Origin of the sequence: Spirillospora sp. NPDC000708, from assembly GCF_040299565.1 — a bacterium.
GTDB lineage: Bacteria > Actinomycetota > Actinomycetes > Streptosporangiales > Streptosporangiaceae > Spirillospora.
In genome coordinates this window covers 15,580-35,202 of record NZ_JBEPCJ010000108.1, presented here as the reverse complement: position 1 = coordinate 35,202, position 19,623 = coordinate 15,580, and the positions used below count along the sequence as shown (strand labels likewise).

At 73.7% G+C, this 19,623-nt stretch carries 22 protein-coding genes; 12 read left to right on the top strand and 10 right to left on the bottom strand.

Translation table 11 applies throughout. The features are described from left to right. Nucleotides 1-323 precede the first annotated feature (323 nt). From ABT299_RS45360 to ABT299_RS45350, 3 genes are all read left to right on the top strand, one after another. Complete coding sequence (locus ABT299_RS45360; protein WP_387031325.1) at nucleotides 324-698, top strand: phage holin family protein; 375 nt, start codon at nucleotides 324-326, stop codon at nucleotides 696-698. 73 nt (nucleotides 699-771) lie between these two features. Next, on the top strand, nucleotides 772-1,512 hold the full coding sequence (gene dapB, locus ABT299_RS45355; RefSeq protein WP_190856271.1) for a 4-hydroxy-tetrahydrodipicolinate reductase: 741 nt from the start codon (nucleotides 772-774) through the stop codon (nucleotides 1,510-1,512). Beyond that, nucleotides 1,512-2,051, top strand: coding sequence for a transglutaminase-like domain-containing protein (locus ABT299_RS45350; RefSeq protein WP_190856292.1), 540 nt, complete (start codon nucleotides 1,512-1,514; stop codon nucleotides 2,049-2,051). The genes dapB and ABT299_RS45350 overlap by 1 nt, the downstream gene beginning before the upstream one ends. Here ABT299_RS45350 and ABT299_RS45345 read toward each other — a convergent pair. Continuing rightward, nucleotides 2,048-2,521 carry a nitroreductase family deazaflavin-dependent oxidoreductase gene (locus ABT299_RS45345; RefSeq protein ID WP_190856270.1) on the bottom strand — a complete coding sequence of 158 codons (474 nt, stop codon included), beginning with the start codon at nucleotides 2,519-2,521 and terminating at the stop codon, nucleotides 2,048-2,050. The genes ABT299_RS45350 and ABT299_RS45345 overlap by 4 nt on opposite strands. Nucleotides 2,522-2,571: 50 nt before the next feature. Further along, nucleotides 2,572-3,447, bottom strand: coding sequence for a sigma-70 family RNA polymerase sigma factor (locus ABT299_RS45340; RefSeq protein ID WP_500254587.1), 876 nt, complete (start codon nucleotides 3,445-3,447; stop codon nucleotides 2,572-2,574). A gap of 100 nt (nucleotides 3,448-3,547) precedes the next feature. Here ABT299_RS45340 and ABT299_RS45335 point away from each other — a divergent pair, with 100 nt between their 5' ends. Then, nucleotides 3,548-4,399 carry an SCO6745 family protein gene (locus tag ABT299_RS45335; RefSeq protein ID WP_500254586.1) on the top strand — a complete coding sequence of 284 codons (852 nt, stop codon included), beginning with the start codon at nucleotides 3,548-3,550 and terminating at the stop codon, nucleotides 4,397-4,399. On the opposite strand, the gene ftsH is transcribed toward ABT299_RS45335, so the two are convergent. After that, nucleotides 4,396-6,447, bottom strand: a complete 2,052-nt coding sequence (gene ftsH, locus ABT299_RS45330; RefSeq protein ID WP_387031316.1) for an ATP-dependent zinc metalloprotease FtsH — start codon at nucleotides 6,445-6,447, stop codon at nucleotides 4,396-4,398. The genes ABT299_RS45335 and ftsH overlap by 4 nt on opposite strands. Before the next feature lie 161 nt (nucleotides 6,448-6,608). Next, complete coding sequence (gene modA / locus ABT299_RS45325; protein WP_190856266.1) at nucleotides 6,609-7,406, bottom strand: molybdate ABC transporter substrate-binding protein; 798 nt, start codon at nucleotides 7,404-7,406, stop codon at nucleotides 6,609-6,611. Between the two features lie 165 nt (nucleotides 7,407-7,571). Here modA and ABT299_RS45320 point away from each other — a divergent pair, with 165 nt between their 5' ends. Continuing rightward, the gene (locus tag ABT299_RS45320; protein ID WP_190856265.1) at nucleotides 7,572-8,252 is read left to right on the top strand and encodes a uracil-DNA glycosylase; all 681 of its coding nucleotides are present in this window, start codon (nucleotides 7,572-7,574) and stop codon (nucleotides 8,250-8,252) included. A 116-nt stretch (nucleotides 8,253-8,368) separates the two neighbouring features. Continuing rightward, nucleotides 8,369-9,403: a hypothetical protein gene (locus ABT299_RS45315; protein WP_500254585.1), complete on the top strand. Its 1,035-nt coding sequence runs from the start codon at nucleotides 8,369-8,371 to the stop codon at nucleotides 9,401-9,403. Here the strand turns inward: ABT299_RS45315 and ABT299_RS45310 are convergent. From ABT299_RS45310 to ABT299_RS45295, 4 genes are all read right to left on the bottom strand, one after another. Beyond that, on the bottom strand, nucleotides 9,367-10,233 hold the full coding sequence (locus tag ABT299_RS45310; RefSeq protein ID WP_500254584.1) for a 1,4-dihydroxy-2-naphthoate polyprenyltransferase: 867 nt from the start codon (nucleotides 10,231-10,233) through the stop codon (nucleotides 9,367-9,369). The genes ABT299_RS45315 and ABT299_RS45310 overlap by 37 nt on opposite strands. A gap of 43 nt (nucleotides 10,234-10,276) precedes the next feature. Further along, the gene (locus ABT299_RS45305; protein WP_500254583.1) at nucleotides 10,277-11,941 is read right to left on the bottom strand and encodes an MFS transporter; all 1,665 of its coding nucleotides are present in this window, start codon (nucleotides 11,939-11,941) and stop codon (nucleotides 10,277-10,279) included. 92 nt (nucleotides 11,942-12,033) lie between these two features. Then, complete coding sequence (locus tag ABT299_RS45300; RefSeq protein WP_190856262.1) at nucleotides 12,034-12,588, bottom strand: GNAT family N-acetyltransferase; 555 nt, start codon at nucleotides 12,586-12,588, stop codon at nucleotides 12,034-12,036. A 53-nt stretch (nucleotides 12,589-12,641) separates the two neighbouring features. Next, nucleotides 12,642-13,187, bottom strand: a complete 546-nt coding sequence (locus ABT299_RS45295; protein WP_190856261.1) for a CGNR zinc finger domain-containing protein — start codon at nucleotides 13,185-13,187, stop codon at nucleotides 12,642-12,644. 99 nt (nucleotides 13,188-13,286) lie between these two features. On the opposite strand from ABT299_RS45295, the gene ABT299_RS45290 reads away from it, so the two are divergent. Continuing rightward, nucleotides 13,287-13,577: a hypothetical protein gene (locus ABT299_RS45290; RefSeq protein WP_387031306.1), complete on the top strand. Its 291-nt coding sequence runs from the start codon at nucleotides 13,287-13,289 to the stop codon at nucleotides 13,575-13,577. Beyond that, nucleotides 13,574-13,927 (top strand): VOC family protein, encoded by a 354-nt coding sequence (locus tag ABT299_RS45285; protein WP_500254582.1) that lies wholly within the window; start codon nucleotides 13,574-13,576, stop codon nucleotides 13,925-13,927. Before ABT299_RS45290 ends, ABT299_RS45285 begins: the two co-directional genes overlap by 4 nt. Nucleotides 13,928-14,011: 84 nt before the next feature. Here the strand turns inward: ABT299_RS45285 and ABT299_RS45280 are convergent, their stop codons facing one another. Further along, complete coding sequence (locus tag ABT299_RS45280; RefSeq protein WP_500254581.1) at nucleotides 14,012-15,400, bottom strand: aminotransferase-like domain-containing protein; 1,389 nt, start codon at nucleotides 15,398-15,400, stop codon at nucleotides 14,012-14,014. On the opposite strand from ABT299_RS45280, the gene ABT299_RS45275 reads away from it, so the two are divergent. Together ABT299_RS45275 and ABT299_RS45270 are read left to right on the top strand one after the other, a co-directional pair. Further along, nucleotides 15,399-16,421 carry a DMT family transporter gene (locus ABT299_RS45275; RefSeq protein WP_500254580.1) on the top strand — a complete coding sequence of 341 codons (1,023 nt, stop codon included), beginning with the start codon at nucleotides 15,399-15,401 and terminating at the stop codon, nucleotides 16,419-16,421. The genes ABT299_RS45280 and ABT299_RS45275 overlap by 2 nt on opposite strands. Then, a complete protein-coding gene (locus ABT299_RS45270; protein WP_387031297.1) occupies nucleotides 16,396-17,421 on the top strand; it encodes a hypothetical protein in 1,026 nt (341 codons plus the stop codon). The genes ABT299_RS45275 and ABT299_RS45270 overlap by 26 nt, the downstream gene beginning before the upstream one ends. A gap of 68 nt (nucleotides 17,422-17,489) precedes the next feature. Here ABT299_RS45270 and ABT299_RS45265 read toward each other — a convergent pair whose 3' ends face one another. Then, on the bottom strand, nucleotides 17,490-17,720 hold the full coding sequence (locus ABT299_RS45265; protein WP_190856255.1) for a hypothetical protein: 231 nt from the start codon (nucleotides 17,718-17,720) through the stop codon (nucleotides 17,490-17,492). Between the two features lie 265 nt (nucleotides 17,721-17,985). On the opposite strand from ABT299_RS45265, the gene ABT299_RS45260 reads away from it, so the two are divergent. Together ABT299_RS45260 and ABT299_RS45255 are read left to right on the top strand one after the other, a co-directional pair. Then, a complete protein-coding gene (locus tag ABT299_RS45260; protein WP_500254579.1) occupies nucleotides 17,986-19,071 on the top strand; it encodes a hypothetical protein in 1,086 nt (361 codons plus the stop codon). A gap of 139 nt (nucleotides 19,072-19,210) precedes the next feature. Then, the gene (locus tag ABT299_RS45255) at nucleotides 19,211-19,432 is read left to right on the top strand and encodes a hypothetical protein (protein WP_190856254.1); all 222 of its coding nucleotides are present in this window, start codon (nucleotides 19,211-19,213) and stop codon (nucleotides 19,430-19,432) included. Nucleotides 19,433-19,623 lie beyond the last annotated feature (191 nt).

The window sequence follows — 19,623 nt, the reverse complement described above, 5'->3', positions numbered from 1 at the left end:
CGGGGGGCGACCCCCTGGAACCCCCGTCAACGGTCGGGAGGCTGTTTCCCGCTCCGCTGGCGCTCCGCGCGAAACAGCCTCCCGACCGTCGGGCATGCCCGCTGCGCTCGCTGGCGCTCGCTCCGCGTGCCTGCCCGTGAGGGGCTGGGGTCTGGCCTTCCGTGAGGTTGATCAGCCGGCAGGACCGCTGGGTTCGCTGTGCGTGTCTCTCCGGGGTGGTGGCTTTCCGCAGCGTCGGTCAGTCGACAGGACCGGTTGGTTCGATGTGTGGGCGACTGGTGGGGCTGCGGTTCGGTGTGGGGTGGTGGGGGTATCGGCGCGGGGTGAAGATCCTCATCAGAGTGGTGATCTCGGCGATCGCGCTGTGGGTGGCGGCCGCCGTGGTGGACGGCATCGACGTGCGGGGCGGCAGCGCGGGGGAGAAGGCGCTGACGCTGCTGGTCGTCGCGGTCATCTTCGGCATCATCAACGCGGTGCTGAAGCCGGTCATCAAGGTGCTCGGGTGCGTGTTCTACATCGTCACGCTGGGGCTGATCGCCCTGGTGGTGAACGCGGGGCTGCTCATGCTGACCAGCTGGGTGGCCGGGGAGCTGCACCTGCCGTTCCACGTGGAGTGGTTCTGGCCCGCGTTCTGGGGAGCGATCATCATCGGCCTGGTGAGCTGGCTGCTCAACCTGTTCGTCGCGGACGACGAGTGATCGCGGTGGAACCGGCGCCGGGACGCGGTGCGGCGGCCGGTAGGCTCGTCGCACGCTTCATCGGGAGGAACACGTGATCAAGGTTGGGGTGCTCGGCTCGCGCGGCCGCATGGGGGCCGAGGTGTGCCGGGCCGTGCAGGGCGCGGACGACATGGAGCTCGTCGCCGCCGTCGACCAGGACGACGACCGGGAGCCGCTGACCGCCGCCGAGGTGGTCGTCGACTTCACCCGCCCGGCCGTCGTCATGGACAACCTCAAATGGTGCGTGGACCACGGGCTGCACGCCGTCGTCGGCACCACCGGGTTCGACCCGTCGCGGCTCGACACGGTCCGGTCGTGGCTGACCGGCGGCAAGGGCCCGAACGTGCTGATCGCGCCGAACTTCGGCATCGGCGCGGTGCTGATGATGCACTTCGCGCAGAAGGCCGCCCCGTTCTTCGAGTCCGTCGAGATCGTGGAGCTGCACCACCCGAACAAGGTGGACGCCCCGTCCGGCACCGCGTACCGCACCGCCGAACTGGTCGCCGCCGCCCGCGCGGAGGCGGGGGTCGCGCCGCCGCCGGACGCCACCACCGAGGAGTTCGACGGCGCCCGCGGCGCCGACGTGGACGGCGTCCATGTGCACGCGGTCCGGCTGTCCGGTGCCGTCGCGCACCAGGAGGTCGTGCTCGGCGGCCACGGCGAGCTGTTCACCATCCGGCACGACTCGATGAACCGCGAGTCGTTCATGCCGGGCGTGCTGCTGGCCGTCCGCAAGGTCGTGGGCGCGTCCGACCGGCTCACCGTGGGCATCGAGTCGCTGCTCGGCCTGTGATGGAGTTCGCCGCCGAGCCCTGGGACTACCTCGCCGCGTCCGAGGCGATCGACATCGAGCACCCGCTCGTCCAGCAGACCGCCTCGGACCTGCGCACCGGCGACGACATCGCGTACGCGCGGGCGGCCTTCGACCATGTCCGCGATCAGGTGACCCACTCGATGGACGCCGGTGACGAGCGGGTCACCTGGCGCGCCTCCGACGTCCTGGAGCAGCGGACCGGGCTGTGCTACGCCAAGTCGAACGCGTACGTCGCGCTGCTGCGGGCCGGCGGCATCCAGGCGGGTCTGTGCTACCAGCTGGTGGACGGGTTCGTTCACGGGCTCACGGCGGCTCTGGTGGACGACCGCTGGGTGCTTCTCGACCCGCGCGGCAACAACGATGAGGTCCACGTGGAGTTCTCCGCGTCGGAGGACCGCCTGGCGTACCCGGCGGTGCCGGTGCTGCCGACGGTCCACGCGGCGCCGCACCCCACCGTCCTGAAGGCCCTCAAGTCGATGCGGAGGCTCTCCGTGGAGGCGCTCCCCACCACCCTCTAGCGGACGCGGGAGAGGCGGACGAAGGGCAGCTCGCGGCCGACGCGGCGGTAGTCGTCCTTGGTGCCGTCGACGATGAAGCCCATGTACCGGAGGAGCCTCGCGGCGGCCCGGGGATGGCGCGGCGCGTAGCGGATCATCAGCTCCCCGCCTTCCTCGGCGTCCAGCGGATGCGCCGTGACGGCGAACCGGCTCCGCCCGACCTGGACGGTCGCCCGGGGCGTCTTCTGAAGGTTGCGGTACCAGTCGGACCGGGGGCCGAAGCCGGAGCAGACGACGTAGTCGTCCCCGGAGTGCTCGACGACCTCCACGACCGCCTGCCGGGGCTCGCCGGACGCGCGGCCCACGTGCTCGAGCAGCAGGAAACGGTCCCCGAACAGCGGGCCCAGGCCCATCCGGTACAGGTGGACGGGCAGCCGGAACAGGGTCCGGCGCAACCCCGACGGCGGCGCGGGCCGCTTGGGGATCTCCATGACGCTCCCTCCCCGGTCCGTCCTACCCGCGACGGGCCGGGGAAGTCGCGTCAGTCGAGGACGGCCAGGTCGAGGCGCTCCAGGCGGACGGGGTCGGCGAGGATGTCGATCGCGACGATCCGGCCGTCCGCGACGGTGAACGACAGCACCGACGCCGGGCGGTCGCCGTCCATCGACACGACCCCGGCGGTCCCGTTGACCAGCGCGGGACGCGACGTGTAGGCCGCGCTGCGGCTGAACATGACCGCCTGGTCGGCGACCATGCGGGCGCCGCGGAGATGCTGCCAGCCGGCGGCGCCGAGGTCGGCGCGGAGCTCCACGTCCGGGTCGAGGACGGCGACGAGGGCCTCGAAGTCGCCGGCGCGCGCCGCGGCGTGGAAGGCGTCGACGACGGCGCGCTGGCGGGCCGGGTCGCGTTCCGGGACGGGCGAGGCGCCCCTGACCCGGCGGCGGGCCCGGCTGGCGAGCTGCCGCGCCGCGTCCGCGGACCGGCCCACGATCGGCGCGATGTCCTCGAACGGCACCGCGAAGGTGTCGTGCAGCACGAACGCGAGGCGCTCGGCGGGCGTCAGCGACTCCAGCACGACCAGCAGCGCGAGCCCGACGGAGTCGGCGAGCAGCGCCTCCTGCTCGGGGTCGGTGCCGGAGGCCGGCCCGATCACCGGGTCGGGCAGCCGCTCCTCGATGGGGTCCTCGCGGCGGGACGTGCGGGACCGCAGCATGTCCAGGCACACCCGCCCGACGACGGTCGTGAGCCATCCGCCGAGGTTGGCGACCTCGCTGGTGTCGGACCGGCTCAGCCGCAGCCACGCCTCCTGGACGGCGTCGTCCGCCTCCGCCAGCGATCCGAGCATCCGGTAGGCGACCGCCTTCAGGTGCGTCCGGTGCTCCTCGAACCGGTTCGCCAGAAAGTCGCGCTCGTCCATCGCAGTCCCCCTCGTCGGCCCCATCCACCACATTGACGGATCGGCCGGGCCGAATGTGACGCCTTGTCGGGCGCGAGAACGTGCCCTTAACGTTCGACGCGTGGACGACTCGATCGCGCGGGACCTGTGGACGGTCCTGGAACCCCTGCACGCGGTGACGTACTTCGAACCGGAATGCCTGGAGGCGAACAAGGAGGCCGGGCTGAAGGGCTTCTGGATGGGCTACTTCGGCAGCCGCGCCGCGCCGATGGGCGCGGTCCCGGCGGGCGTGGTCGAGGCGACGTTCTTCGGGTTCCATCCGTCCCGGGTGCGGCGGGCCGTCCCGGACGCGTGGCGTTTCGCCTCGCCCGAGCGCATCCTCGGGATACGGGGCGCGGCGGCGGCGCGGGCCCTCCGCCGGATCGTGCCGGGGATCGAGCGGACGGCCGCCGAGACGGCGCCGGTCCTGCACCGCGCGGTCGAGGAGGCGGACGCGGCGGGGCGCCCGCTGTTCGGCGCCAACCGCGACCTGGACGTCCCGGACGACCCCGTCGAGGCGCTCTGGCAGGCCGCCACGGCGCTGCGCGAGCACCGCGGCGACGGGCACGTGGCCGTCCTCACGAGCGAGGGGCTCGACGGGCTGACCGCGAACGTCCTCGCCGCCGCCGTCGGCGCGGTCACCTCCGACCAGATGCTGATCAGCCGGGGCTGGTCGCGGGAGCGGTGGGACGAGGCGGCGGACGCCCTCGCCGCCCGCGGCCTCGTGGAGGGCGGCACCGCGACCGGCGCGGGACGGTCCCTCAAGGCCCGCATCGAGGAGCGCACCGACGCGCTCGCCGCCCCGCCCTACCGCGCCGTCGACGACCCGAAGGCCCTCTACGACCTGCTGGTCCCCGCCGCGGAGGCCGTGGCCGACGCGGGGGAGATGCCCTACCCCAACCCGATCGGGCTGCCCCGCGTCGGCCGGGCCTAGCCGCGCGTGGGGGTCTTGGAGAGGTCGACCTCGGTGATGCTGCGGGTGATCCCCGCGGCGGAGTAGGCGGCCTCCTCGTCGAGGGTCTCGGCCTCCAGCAGCGCGGCGGCGAGCGAGTCGAGCTGGTCGCGGTGCGCGCGCAGGGTCTCGAGGGCCTCGGCGTAGCACTCGTCGACGATCCGGCGGGCCTCCAGGTCCACGGCGTCCAGGGTGCCCTGGGCGGCGTACTGGCCCATCGGCTCCATGCCGTCGGACGGCAGGATCGACAGCGGGCCGACCTTCGGGGACATGCCCCAGCGGCCCACCATCCCGCGCGCGATCTTGGTGACCTGCTCCAGGTCGCTCTCCGACCCGGTGGTGATCACGCCGAACACCAGCTCCTCGGCGGCCATCCCGCCGAGCGCGCCGATGATCCGGCCGCGCAGGTACCGCTCGTCGTAGGCGTAGCGGTCGCTGTCGGGCGTGGAGACGGTGACGCCGAGGGCGCGGCCGTGCGGCACGATCGTGATCTTGCGGACGGGGTCGGCGCCCGGCTGCAGCATGCCGAGCAGGCCGTGCCCGGACTCGTGGTAGGACGTGCGGCGCCGCTCCTCGTACGGCATGACCAGCGCGCGGCGGGTGCCGAGCTGCACCTTCTCCAGCGCGGTCTGGAAGTCGTCCATGTCGACCGCGCTCTTCTCGCGCTTGACGGCGAGCAGAGCGGCCTCGTTGACGAGGTTGGCCAGCTCGGCGCCCGTCATGCCGGGCGTCATCTTCGCGACCGAGAGGATGTCGGCGTCGCCGCCGAGCGGGACCTCGCGGGTGTGCACCCGCAGGATCGCGACGCGGCCGTCCAGGTCGGGCGGCGACACCGCGACCTGCCGGTCGAACCGGCCGGGCCGCATCAGCGCCGCGTCGAGGATGTCGGGGCGGTTGGTGGCGGCGATGACCACGACGCCCTCGGAGCCGGAGAAGCCGTCCATCTCGGTGAGGATCTGGTTCAGCGTCTGCTCGCGCTCGTCGTGCCCGCCGAGGCTGGCGCCGCTGCCGCGGGTCCGCCCGATGGTGTCGATCTCGTCGATGAAGATGATCGACGGTGCGGTCTTGCGGGCCTCGGTGAACAGCTCGCGGACGCGGGCGGCGCCGACGCCGACGACCATCTCGATGAACTCCGACGCGGCGGCGGAGTAGAACGGCACGTCGGCCTCGCCGGCGACGGCGCGGGCCAGCAGCGTCTTGCCGGTGCCGGGCGCGCCGGTGAGCAGCACGCCGCGCGGGACGCGGGCGCCCATCCGGCGGTACTTGCCGGGGTCCTTGAGGAAGTCGACGACCTCGCTGAGTTCGGCCTCGACCTCGTCGATGCCGGCGACGTCGGCGAAGGTGGCGCGCTTCTCGTCGGGCGCGACGGGCTTCGGCGAGCGGCCGAAGCCGCCCATGATCCCGCCGCCACCGCCGCCGGTCATCCGGCGCTGCAGCCACACCATGACGCCGATCCACAGCCCGACGAACAGCAGGGTGGGCAGCAGCGACAGCGCCAGGTTGGCGAGCAGGCCGCGGTCCTCGTTGACGGGCTTCGCCTCGACCGCGACGCCCTTGTTCACCATCTCGGTGTAGATCTTGTCGTCGGCGAACGCGGGGCGCAGCGTCTCGAACGCGGTGTAGGTCTTCTTCGGGTCCTTCTGCCCGGGGACCTGCTGCGCGCTCTTCAGCTTGCCCTGGATCTGGTAGCCCTTGGTGTAGACGTCCTTGACGTTCCCGGCCTGCACCTGCTGGGTGAAGGCGGTGTAGGGGACGCTCACCTTGTCCTGCCGGCCGGTGTAGTGCATCGAGACGTAGCTCAGCCCGAACACCACGAGCAGCAGCAGCCAGAACAGGGAGGTGTTGCGGCGGGGACGCCAGCCGCCGAAGCCGCCGCCGGCCTTCTTCGGCCGCTCGGGCACGCCCTCGGCGCGCCAGGGCCGCTCGGGGTCGTTGCGCGGCGGCACCGACTCGCGCCGGTCGCGCTCCGTGGAACCTGCACGCTGCGCCGCCGCCTCGCTCGGCTGTGGCGCGGGTCGCTTGGACGGCACGTCTGGCATCTCCCGGTACGCATCGCTCGCGCGTGGCACGAGTGATCGGCTTCAGCGGAGTCCCGGTTCGGGGCTCCGGGGTGGTAAACGGGATTCCGGTACGAGACGTTCCCGTGCCGTATCAGCGGTGGGCGAACGCACTCTCCGGGACGTGGCGCGGGTCACTGCGGGCCGTCGGGGGCGGTGAACCCGTACTTGTGGAACAGCCGCTGCGCCTCGGGCGTGACCAGCCAGGACACGAAGTCGTCGGCGTCCCGGCGGTGCGGCCCCTCCCTGACCGCCGCCGCGGAATAGGTCGCGGTGACGTTCTGGGCGGCCGGAATCGGAACGCTGCTGACCGCGACCCCGGCGGAGCGGAGGTCGGTGATGTAGACCACGCCGGCGTCGGCGTCGCCGACGCGGATCTCGTCCAGCACGGCCCGGGAGCTGATCTCCTCGGCGCTCGTCCGGACGGTCACCCCCGCCTTCGCGAACGCCTGGCGGGTGTAGCGGCCGATCGGCACGGACGAGGCGCCCGCGACGACCCGCAGCCCCCGCCGCTCCAGGTCGCCCAGGCCCTGGATGCGCCTGGGGTTGCCGGGGCCGACGGCGATGGTGAGCGAGTTGCCGCAGATGGCCCGGCGGTGGCCGTCGAGGTACCGGTCGGCCTGGTCCAGGCTGGCGGTGTCGGCGGTCGCCAGCACGTCGCCGGGGTCGCGCTCGGCGAGCCGCTCCGCCATCTCCGCCGAACCGCCGAACTCCGGCCTCACCCGGACGTCCGGGTGCGTCTGGCGGTAGGCCGTGCTCATCTCGCCGAACACCTCGGTGAGCGACGAGGACGCCAGCACCGTCAGCGTCACGGGCCCGGACGAGCCGCCGCACCCGGCGGCGAGGCCGGCCAGGACGACCGGGACGAGCAGGGCGGACGCGCGGGCACGCCCGACGGCGCCGGAAAGGCGCGCTCGGGGGGAGTCGGGCATATCGCAGAATCCTAGGGACGGACCCGGTCCGTCCTCGGGATTCCGCCCTCAGCGTGTCGGCGCCGCCCGAGGGGCGCCCGCCACTCCCGCCGATCGTCTCCGGCGTGTCGGTGCCCGGCGCTACTGTTCCCTCAACCCAGATCACTTTCCCCGGAGGCACGGACGATGTCCCTCGACCTGATGGAACTGCTCCCCGCCGACTGGAGGCAGCGGCTCGACCCGCTGCTCGACCCGGTCGCCACCGCCGCGCTGGGCGCCTTCGTGGCGGGGGAGTACGACGGGCAGACCGTGTACCCGCCCCGCGAGGACCTGTTCAACGCGTTCCGGCACTGCCCGTTCGACCGGGCCCGGGTGCTGATCCTCGGCCAGGACCCCTACCACGGCCCGGGCCAGGCGCACGGGCTCAGCTTCAGCGTCCGCGAGGGCGTGCGGCTGCCTCCGTCGCTGCGCAACATCTACAAGGAGATGGCGTCCGACCTGGAGATCCCGCCCGCCGTGTCCGGCGACCTCACCCCGTGGGCCGACCAGGGCGTCCTGCTGCTGAACGCGGTGCTGACCGTGCGCGGCGGCGACGCCGGGTCGCACGCGGGCAAGGGCTGGGAGGACTTCACCGACGCCGCGATCCGCGCGCTGAACGACAAGACCGACCGCGTCGTGTTCGTGCTGTGGGGCGCCTACGCCCGCAAGAAGGCGCGGCTCATCACCGGCCCGCAGCACACCGTGATCGAGTCGGCGCACCCGAGCCCGCTGAGCGCGAAGAAGTTCTTCGGGACGCGCCCGTTCAGCGCCGTGAACAAGGCGCTGGTCGACGCCGGCCAGCCCGAGATCGACTGGAGCCTCGCCTGACCGCGGCGGGCTGAGCGCCGCACCGGGCCCGCCTCACCCGCGAGGACGAGGCGGGGCGGGTCCGGTTCCCCACGCGGCGGGAGGCGCGCCGGAGCCCGCGCAGCGATGCTCGGGGCATGACCGTTCCAGCCGATCCAACCGAGCCCTTCGCCGGGAACGCGCCGGCCCGGGGCCCGGGCGCCCTGCGGCTCGCCGTCTGCGCGGCGACCGCGGCCGCTTGCGTCCCCTACCTCTCCATCAAGATCGCCTGGCTGTCCGGCAGCACCGTCGGATGGAACGACGCCGCGGCGGCGCGGGACTCCGTCCTGTACGTCGGGAACGCGATCACGCTGGGCATGGACGCGTTGGCGGTGCTGGTCGCCTGCGCGTTCACGTTCCCGTGGGGACGGCGCGTCCCGGCGTGGCTGCTGCTGCCGCCGATCTGGGTCGCGACCGGGCTGCTCGCGCCGATCGCGCTCGCCGTCCCGCTGGGGACGGCGATCCAGAGCCTGGCGTCCACGGAGCCCGTGACGGGGACCGGGAACGGCTTGCAGGGGTGGGTGTACGGCGTCGTCTACACGGGGTTCACGCTCCAGGGGATCGGGCTGCTCACCGCCTTCGTCCTCTATGCGCGGAGGCGGTGGCCCGGCGTGTTCACCGTCCGCACCGTGGACGTCCCCACAGGCCCGACCCGATCGCTGCAACTGCTGCTGGCGCGCGGAGCGGTCGTTCCGGCCGCCGTCTGCGCGGCCGTGCACTTCTTCTGGGGGTTCGGCGGGACGGCGGGGCTCCCGCACGACCTGGCGGCCGACCGGAACGCACCGCAGCAGGTCCTCGACGGTGTGTGGGGCCTGCTCGCGCTCGGAGGTGCCGTGGGGCTCCTCGCGCTGGCCGGGCGGGCGCGCCGTCCGGCCCGGTTCGTCCTGCCGCTGGCCGCGGTCTGGGTAGGCGCGGGCGCGATGTTCGCCTGGTCGCTGTACGGACTGATCGTGACGCTGGCGGCGGCGGACGCGCTGGGCGCCGACACGGCGCCGGTGAGCGGCCTGGTCGCGCTCGGCGGCACGCTCACCGGGCTCGTCGCCGCGCTGACCGGCGCGTTCCTGCTCGCCGAGCACGGCGGTGCCCGGCGCGCGGCTCAGAGCGCCAGGCCGATGGCGAGCAGCACCCCGTAGGCGATCTGGAGGCGGCCGGTCTCGCCCAGCACCGGGATCAGGGCGGGGCCGGACGCGCCGCCCAGCACCTTCTGCGTCGGCGGGATCGACAGCGGCGCGGCGAGCAGCGCGATCAGCGCCCACGGGTGCGGCGCGGCCAGCACCAGCACGAACATGAACGGCAGCGCGGCGCACGCGGCGTACATGATCCGGGTGCGGCGGTCGCCGAGGACGACCGCGAGCGTCCGCTTGCCGGACTCGCGGTCGGTGGGGATGTCGCGCAGGTTGTTGGCGACCAGCAGCGCGCAGGCGAGCAGGCCGACCGGCACCGCCGCCGCCCAGCCCTCCCAGGGCAGCTTCTCGGCCTGCACGAACACGGTCCCGACGACGGCGACGAGGCCGAAGAACACGAAGACCGACACCTCGCCGAGGGCCCGGTAGCCGTACGGGGTCTTGCCGCCGGTGTAGAACCACGCGGCGAGGATCGCGACCGCGCCGACCAGCAGCAGCCACCAGGTGGTGACGGCGGCGAGCACCAGCCCGGCCACGGCGGCGGCCAGGAAGCAGCCGAGCGCGGCGGCGAGGACCTGCTTGGGCGGCGCGACCTTCGAGCCGACGAGGCGCAGCGGCCCAACGCGGTCCTCGTCGGTGCCGCGGATGCCGTCGCTGTAGTCGTTGGAGTAGTTCACGCCGATCTGCAGGACGAGCGCGACGAACGCCGCCAGGAGCGCGCGCCACCAGATGGCGTGGTCCACGCCGATCGCGACGCCGGTGCCGACGACGACGGGAACGAGGGACGCGGGAAGGGTGCGGGGCCGCGATCCGGCGACCCATTGGTTCAGCGTGGCCACAGTTACCGCTCGTTCTCGTGGGACGACAGGGGTTCAGGGGGTGTCAGCCGCCCTGGGGTTCCGATTCTTCCCGATGTCGATCAGTGCTCGGGCGCAGCCGGAGCGAGAGGATCAGCCCGGCGGCGAGGATCGCGGCGGTCGTGAGCGCGGCGTGCCTGGTCGCGACGGCGAGGCTCGCGTCCGCGGCGTGCGCCTCGACCGCCGTGCCGGGACTGTCGTGAAGATCACGTCCGTACGTCCCGGCGCTCTCGCGCAGGTGCCGGGTCACCGACGCCTGCACGTCGGGCGCCAGCGCCGTCCCGGCGAGCCGGTCGCTCATCGCGTGCCCGAGGCTCGTGGCGAACACCGTCCCGATCAGGGCGATGCCGAGGGCGGCGCCGACCTGCCGCGCGGTGGACTGTGTGCCGGACGCCTGCCCGGCCTGCGCCGGCGGGACGTCCGCGAGCGAGACGTTCGTGAGCTGCGCCGACGTCAGGCCGAGGCCCAGGCCGTACAGCAGCATCCAGGGCGCGAGCCCGAACCCGCCGGTCGTCGCGGACACGGTGACGCCGAGGGCGAGGACGGCGGCGACCTCCAGCACCATGCCGATCTGCACGACCCGGTGCGCGCCGCGCTTGTTGGCGAGCTTGCCCGCGTACCCGCCGGTGAGGAACGCCCCGAGGGCCAGCGGCAGGATCGCGACGCTGATCTGCAGCGGGTTCGTGCCGTGCACGCCCAGCAGGAACAGCGGCAGGATGAACAGCAGCCCCAGCTCGCCCACGTTGATCAGGGACGAGGCGAGGTTGCCGTGCCGGAAGTTCGGGATCCGGAACAGGTCGAGGTCCAGCATCACCGGACGGCCCGCCGCCGCCCGCGCCCGCTCGACCACCACCAGCGCCGCGATCAGCACGATCCCGAGCGCGATCACCACCGGGACGGGCGACAGCCCGGTGCCCGGCCACTCGAACCCGCCCACCGAGAACCGCCGGGTGGCCGCCCACCAGCCGTACGTCTGGCCCTCGATCAGCCCGCACACCAGCGCGGCGAGCCCGAGCGCGGACAGCGCCGCCCCGGACCAGTCGATCTCGCGCAGCGTGCCCCGCGCGGCGGCGCCCGCCCCGCGGGTCTCCGGCATCAGCCGGAACGCGGCCGCGATGAGCGCCGCGCCGAGCGGCACGTTGATCCCGAACGCCCAGCGCCAGCCGCCGCCGGTCGCGACGGCCCCGCCGATCAGCGGCCCGAGCGCGGCCATCCCGCTGATCATCGAGCCCCAGATCCCGAACGCGATGGCACGGTCCCGTCCGGTGAACACCGCGTTCACCGTGGACAGCGTCGCGGGCAGGACCATCGACGCACCGACGCCCTGCGCCGCCCGCGCCGCCACCAGCGCGCCGCCGCCGCCCGCCGCCGCGGCGGCGAGGCTCGCGAGCGCGAACACCGCCACGCCCAGCACGAACATCCGGCGCCGCCCGAACAGGTCGCCCGCGCGGCCGAACGGGATCAGCAGCGCCGCGAACACCAGCGAGTACACCGAGGTGATCCACTCCGCGCCGGCGGTCGTCAGGTCCAGGTCGGACACGATCCGCGGCAGCAGCACGCCGACGATGGTGGCGTCCACGACGACCAGCGACACGCCCAGGCTGATGACGACCATGCCGAGCCACCGGCGGTGGTCGGCGCTCGGCGGCGTCGCCGGGGCATGCGGCGACAGGGAGGTGGACTCGGGCACGGCCTCAACGATATGGCCGGACGGGCCGTGCCCCTCACCGACCCCTGCCGAACAGCGCCCCTATCGAACGGTGCTCTCAGCGAACGGTGATGTCAGCGAACGGTGATGTCGGTGTGGAGCCGGACCTGCCGGACGGGCTCGCCCATGTCGAGGGTGCGGGCCGTCCCGTCCGGCGCCCAGCCGGCGCCGCCGAGGAACGCCCGGGTGACCTCGTCCTTCTCGAAGGCCCAGCTGATCAGGGTGGTGAAGCCGTCCTCGCGGAGCAGGTCGACGGTGGCGGCGAGCAGCCGGCTGCCGTGCCCGGCGCGGGCGTGCAGCGGGTCGACCAGCAGGGTGATCAGCTCGGCCGTGGTCGCGGCGTCGAGGTCGGGGTCCTCGGCGGGCGCGTGCGCCGCGAACCCCACCACCAGATCGGACGCGACCGCGACGAGAAGCCGGTGCCGCGGGCTCGGCGGGTTCGCCGCCGCGTCCGCCCACCGCTCCCGCCACGCCTCCAGCGCGTCCGGGCCGGTCACCCGGTCGAGGACGCCGGCGGGGAGCAGGTCGCGGTAGGCGTGCCGCCAGGCTCGCACCTGGATGTCGGCGACGGCGGCCGCGTCCGCGCGCCGCGCTTCCCGCACCCCCGCATCGGCCCCACCACCGGTCATGGCAGCCCCTCTCCCTGGACGATCACCGCACACCCTAGGGCCCGGGCACCGGGTCAGGCGCGGTTGCGGGCCCGGTAGGCGCGGGTCTTGGTGCGGTTGCCGCAGGTGCGCATCGAACACCAGGACCGCGACCGGTTCTTGGACGTGTCGAGGAACGCCCAGCGGCAGGTGCCCTCCTGGCAGACCTTGAGGCGCGGCCACGTCCCGGCGGCGGCCGCGTCCATGATCGCGGCGGCGAGGCGGGCGAGTCCCGCGGCGGCCGTCGCGGGCGGGTCGAGCGGGACGAGCGCGGGCCGCGGCCCGGTGAGGTCGACGCGCAGCGGCAGCGCGGCGAGCGCGTCCTCCAGTTCGCCGGGGAAGCCGGCCTCCTGCGGCCCGTGGTGGGCGGCCATGGCCTCGCGCAGGCCCTCGCGCAGGGTGATCGCGGTGCTCAGGTCGGCGGGTCCGGCGGGCGTCCCGGGAGGGACGAGCCCGCGCCCGGCCAGCCATCCGGCCAGCGCCTCCGGCGCGGGGAGGCCCTCGGTGCCGGAGTCGACGTCCAGCGTGTTGACGAAGTCCTGCAGCAGCAGGGCCGGGTCGTCGGTCTGCGCGTCCGTCATCGTCCCTCCACCCGTCCGTGAGCAGCCTACCAACCGTCGACACCAGTGAACGGGTTTGAGTGGTTGCACGATTCCGACACCACCGTTACCGTTTCACTGGTGTCAACGAAGGGAGGCGCGATGAACGCGCTGCCGTACCTGGCGGGCCTCGCGACCCGGCACGCCTGGGCCGAGCGGGAGTTCGCCCGACTGCAGGCCGACATCGTCGAGGCGCGGCTCACCGCCGGCGCCCTGGCGAGGGAGCGCGCGGCGCGCAGGCGGGCCCGGCTCGGCGCCCGGCTCCGCGCCCTGCGCCCGGCGCGTCCGGTCCGCCGTCCCGAGCCCGTGCACTGCCGCCGCGCCGCCGCGCGCTCGGTCCGGATCGCCCGTCCCGTGGGAGGAGCCCGATGACCGGCCTGAAACTCGGCGTCGTGGTCGACTGCGCCGACCCGGAGGCGCTGGCCGCGTTCTGGGGCGGGCTGCTCGGCGTGCGGACCGCCGCCGCCGAGGACGGCTGGCTCGACCTGGAGCCGGCCGGCGAGGGCGGCCCGGTCCTGTCGTTCCAGCGCGTCCCGGAGCGCAAGACGGTCAAGAACCGGATCCACTTCGACCTGGACGTCCCCGACATCCACGCCGCCGGCGAGCGCGCCGCCCACCTCGGCGCGACCCCGGCCGGCGAGCCGATGGGCGACCCGCGGGCCCCCTTCCGGGTGTGGCGCGACCCGGAGGGCAACGAGTTCTGCTTCTGCACGGCGCCCTGACCGCCCTGACCGCCCTGACCGCCCTGACTGCTCTGACCGCCCGACCGTCCTGACGGCCATCGCCCCTGGCCGTCCGGCGGGACGTCAGCGCAGGACGGTGGCGAGGCGCCGGACGCCCTCCGCCAGCTCGGCCTCCGACGACGCGCTGCCGTAGCTCAGCCGCAGGAAGGGCGCGGGCGGCTCGGCGGGGAAGAACGGCCTCCCCGCGCTGACCAGCACGCCCGCGCGCAGCGCGGCCTCGGCGACGGCGACGTCGTCGAGGCCGTCCGGCAGCCGGACCCACAGGTGGAGGCCGCCCGCCGGACGGTTCGGGCGCAGCTCAGGCAGGTCGCGGGCGAGCGCGGCGCGCAGCGCGTCGCGGCGCGCCGGCAGCGCCGTCCGCAGCGCCCGGAGGTGCCTCGGCCAGCCGGGCGAGCTGACGAGTTCGAGCAGCGTCTCCTGCAGCGGCCGGGCGGGGAAGAACTCTTCGACGAGCTGCGTCGCGCGGATCCGCTCGGCGACCGGGCCGCGCGCGATCACCGCGGCGATCCGCAGGCTCGGCGCGGTGGCCTTGGTGAGCGAGGCGATGTGCACGACCCGGCCGTCGGCGTCCTGCGCGATCAGTGGCGGTGGAGGCGGGTCGATGCCGAGGTGGCGCGCGTAGTCGTCCTCCACCACGAAGGCCCCGGCGGCGCGCGCGATGTCGAGGACGCGCGCGCGCCGGTCGGCGCTCAGCACCGCCCCGGTCGGGTTGTGGAAGGCCGGCTGGCAGTAGAACGCCCGCGCGCCGCTCATCGCGAACGCTTCCGCGAGCAGGTCGGGGCGGACGCCGTCGGCGTCCACCGGCACGGGGACGGGCCGCAGGCCGCTCTCCCGCGCGACGGCCAGCACGCCGAGATACGTCGGCGACTCGACCAGGACGGGCGCGCCGGGCGGGAGCAGCGCCCGCAGCACGGTGGTGAGCGACTGCTGCCCGCCGTTGGCGACGGTCACGTCGCCGGGGGACACGCCGCCGCCGACGCTGCGGGCGAACCAGGCGCGCAGTTCGGGCACGCCGCCGGGGCGGGGCATGTCCCACGCGTTCGGCCGCCGGGCCGCCCGCCCCGCGGCGTTCGCCAGGGCGCGGACCGGCTGCAGGCTCGGGTGCGGGTAGCCGCCGCTGAGCGCGACGGCGCCCTCCGGCGGCGGGGTGAGCAGCCAGGACACGCCCGCCGCGTCCACCGAGCGGCCGGCGAGGGCCACCGCCTGCCAGCCGAAGTCGGCGGGTTCGGACGCGGGGGAAGGCCGGCGTGCGGCGAACGCGCCCGCGCCCGGGCGCGTGACGACCAGGCCCTCGGCGGCGAGCAGCCCGATGGCCCGCGACACCGTGACGGGGCTGACGCGGTGCCTTTCGACCAGCGCCCGGCTCGACGGCAGTCGCTCGCCCGGGCTCAGCCGGCCCACCTCGGTGCGCAGCGCGTCGGCGAGCGCCGCCACACTGCTATCGTTATTCATGAGAAACAAGGATAGCGCTACTGCCTCCAGCCCGGTAGCGGGCACGAGGCCGGGGATCGGCATCTGGCTCGCCGCGCTGGGCGTGCTGATCTTCTCTTTCACCCTTCCGGGCACCGAATACGGGCTGGAGGGCCTCGACCCCTACCTGATCGGGGTCGGCCGGTCGGCCGCCGCGAGCGTCCTCGCCGCGATCGCACTGCTATCGGTCCGGGCCCGCCGGCCGTGCGGCCGCGAGTGGGGCGCGCTCGCCGTCGCGGCCGCCGGGGTGGTCTTCGGGTTCCCGATCCTGTCCACGCTCGCGCTCGACCGGGGCGCCTCGTCCTCCCACTCGGCGGTCGTGGTCGGGCTGCTCCCGGCGGCGACCGCCGTCCTCGGCGTGCTGCGCGCGGGCGAGCGCCCGTCCCGCGCCTTCTGGCTCGCCGGTGCCTCCGGCGCCGCCTGCGTCACCGGCTTCGCGCTGATCCGGGGCGCCGGCCGGTTCAGCGCCGCCGACCTGCTGCTGTTCGGTGCGCTGCTGGCCGCCGCCGCGGGCTACGCCGAGGGCGGCCGCCTCGCCCGCGACATGCCCGGCTGGCGGGTGATCTCCTGGGCGCTCGTCCTGGCGGCGCCGATCACGGTCCCGGTGACCGGCGGCCTGCTCGCGACGACGCACCCGCACTGGACGGGCCACGCCGTGCTCGGCTTCGGCTACGTGACCGCCTTCTCCGCCTACCTCGGCTTCTTCGCCTGGTACGAGGGGCTGGCGCGGGCCGGGATCGCCCGCGCGAGCCAGGTCCAGCTCGCGCAGCCGGTGATGACGCTCGGCTGGTCGTGGCTGCTGCTCGGCGAGTCGATCGACGCGGTGACCGTGCTGGGCGCCGCCGGCGTCCTCGTCTGCGTGGCCCTGACCCAGCGGACGCGGGTGCGCCGCGCCCCCTCCGCCTTCCCGGTCGTGGCCGGGACGCCCACAATGGACGGTAGGGCGTCACGAGACGGTGACCATCGAGGAGCCTTGCATGGCCGACAAGCCGACCGTTCCTGAGGGCGGGTTCTGGCCCGCCCCGGACATCCCGCAGCCGAACATCTACCCGATGGAGTGGCGGGTCGAGACCGACAAGCTCGCCGCGATCTACGAGAAGTCGAAGCGGACCGTCTGGAACCCCGCCGACCTGCCGTGGGACGAGTTGCGCCCGGACGGGTTCCCGCCGGAGCAGCGCCTCGGGCTCATGTACTGGTTCGCGGTGCTCGCCAACTTCGACGCCTCCGGGCCCGCGGTGTTCGCCCGCGCGACCATCCACGCGTTCGAGCAGCACGAGGAGGACCCGGTCCGCAAGTGCTTCTTCTCCATCACCCGCGACGAGATGAACCACGAGGAGTGCTGCCAGCGGTCGATCGCGCGGATCTGGCCGGGCGGGCCGCTCGACTGGACGCCGCGGACCGACCTGGAGAAGGCCGCGCACAACAACATCGGCTGGCTCTACCACAACGGCGGCCGCTACTGGCAGGGCTACAACAGCGCCGTCCGCAAGTACTCGCTGGCCGTGCTGTTCACCAGCTTCATGATGGGGGAGATGGCCGCGTCGACGCTGTTCCGCGGCATGGCGTCCGGCACCCGGCATCCGCTGTTCGGCGAGATGTTCAAGCGGATCGGCCGGGACGAGTCGCGGCACCTGCAGATCTGCATGACGATCCTGGAGAACGAGTGGCCCGGCCTCACCGAGGACGTCAAGGGCCAGATCACCAAGCAGCTGCGGGCCGGCTTCGTGTTCCTGTCGATGATCCTCTGGGAGCCGCCGGAGGGCTTCTGGGACCTGCCGCCCTACTTCCTGCACAACCACCGCGTGCTGATGGACCACGCCCGCGACGCGGGTCTCGGCGTGCTGTCGTTCGACGAGCAGGCGGAGAACTGGCGGGTCGCGATCGCCCGCGTCCGCGCGATCGTGGAGCGCTGGGGCATCGAGTTCCCCGCGATCCCCGAGCTGGACATCTCCGGCGTCGACGTCAGCGGCATCGAGGCTGAGGACATCATCCCGGTCTTCTGAAGGCGGTGCGTTCGGCGCCGGGCGCCCGGCGCCGGACGCACCGCGAAGAGTTCTCGGTCCTTGACGGTTCAGTCTTTGACGATCTGGGCCAGCAGGGTGACGACGCCGACTCCGACCCCGATCGGGATCGCGGCCTGCGGGGCCATCGCGGTCAGAGCGCCGGCGCCGATCGCCACGAGGACGATCAGGAGCGCCCGGGTGCTGAGCAGTGCCTCGCGAGGGGGAACGACTCCCCGTCCCCGGGCCGACTTCGTCGGTAGCAGGGGTCTCGGTTCGGCCTGGTCAGGTCGTGCTCGCATGTCGGTTCGACCTCCATCCCGGTATTTCGGAACAGGATCGGGGCGGCCCCCCATTCGAGACCCAGTCGAGACCGGAAGCCCGGCACCGCTAGGCCGCCTCGTCACCCAAGAATTCCCCCGGTGTCAACGCTTTCCGCACCCGGCGCGCGGTTCGGGGGCAATCATGATCGACCCATGGCCGACGCGTGCCCTCCGGCTTGCCGGACGCGGACCCGGCGGGCTCCACGGCGCCCGAAGTGCCGGATCGATACGCGATCATTGCCGGATGGCGGGGATGAGGCGGTCTGGCGGGATACGGCGGTCTGGTGGGAGACGGCGCGGAGGCCGGCGCGGCGCGCTGCGGTGGGCGGGCTGGACGGCCGCGTACGTGCTGGGGCTGGTCGCGCTCACCCTCTCCGGCGCGTGGACGTGGTGGCAGCCCGAGCCGGAGGCGCGCGGCACCGAGGCGAACGCGCTGTGGGCCAGGCACCAGTGGGTGGGGGAGCCGCACACCGACGCCGAGTACCGGGCGCTCGCGGAGCTCCTCAAGCAGAACCGCATCACCGACGTGTTCTTCCACTCCGGGCCGTTCGAGGCGGACGGGACGGTCCCCGCGGCCAAGTACCGGTACGCGAAGCGGCTCAACGACGCCGTCCACAAGTACGCGCCGGGCGTGCGGACCCAGGCGTACCTGGGCCAGATCCGCACGGTGAACGGCAAGGGCGTCATCGAGCTGGACGACACCGCCGTGCGGGTGCGCGTCGCGAGCACCGCGGCGGATCTCCTCGACGTCGGCTTCGACGGGATCCACTACGACTTCGAGCCGATCTACCCCGACGACCGGGCGTTCCTCGCGCTGCTGGAGAAGACCCACGAGCTCACCCGCTCCCGCGGCCGCCTGCTGTCGGTGGCGCTGGAGCAGCCGACGCTCGTGGACGCGGCGCAGCCCGTCTACAAGGCGCTGCTCCCGCGCACGGGCCCCTGGCACTATCCGCCGCGTCCCACCGACGCCTTCCTGCGGAAGGTCGCCCGGCGCGTCGACCAGGTGGCGATCATGACCTACGACGTGTCGCTGCCGACGCGGTCGCTCGCGGGCTGGCACTTCGCCCGGCACACCCGCCACACCCTCGAATTGATCGGCGATCAGGTCACGGTCTTCATGGGCGTGCCCACCTATCGGCCCTTGATGGACTGGGCTGAGAATCTCACCGTCGCCCTCCGTGGTGTACGGCGCGGAATCGGCGAGCTCAAACGCCCGCCGAAGCGTCCGTACGGCGTCGGCGTGTACGCGGACTGGACCACATCGCCGGCCGAATGGGCCCGATATCGCGCGACATGGCTGCCCGCGACGACAGAAAAAGTTGGCCGCTGAGAAACCCGGCCGACTACGTACCGATTTCTCCGTATGCCCAGGTAAGAAGGGGTGTATAGCGGGACATGGGCGGGGTACGGATCGGTGCGGTGAAGCGGGCCGTACCGGCGGCTGGCAAGGGAAGCGGAGGACGAGGCCGATGCGCATTCAGCAGACCGCGCGGCATGACGCCGACCGGCTCAGCGAGCTGTCAGCCGAGTTCGCCGGATGGCGGATCGGGCGGGGCGGGTCCGGCCACTGGTGGGCGGTCCGGGGCAACGATCTCGTGCGCACGCCGGACGTCGAGGAACTGCGCGGCCGGCTGCGCGAACTGACCGGAGGGTCACGTTATCCAACCGAGTCCGGGAAGTGGCCGGACTGACCCCGTAACGAGGCATTTGCGTGCCACGATGTCGGGTGTGGGAGCCGCCGCCACGCGTACCCCCGAGCGTGTGGCGGCGGCTTCTTCCATGCCCGCTTCGCGCCCGCTTCCACGCCCGCCCCGAGCCCGGCCCGCGGGGCCGCCGGCGCCCCCGTCCCGCCCCGGCCGCCGAACCCCTCGACCTGCGGCTC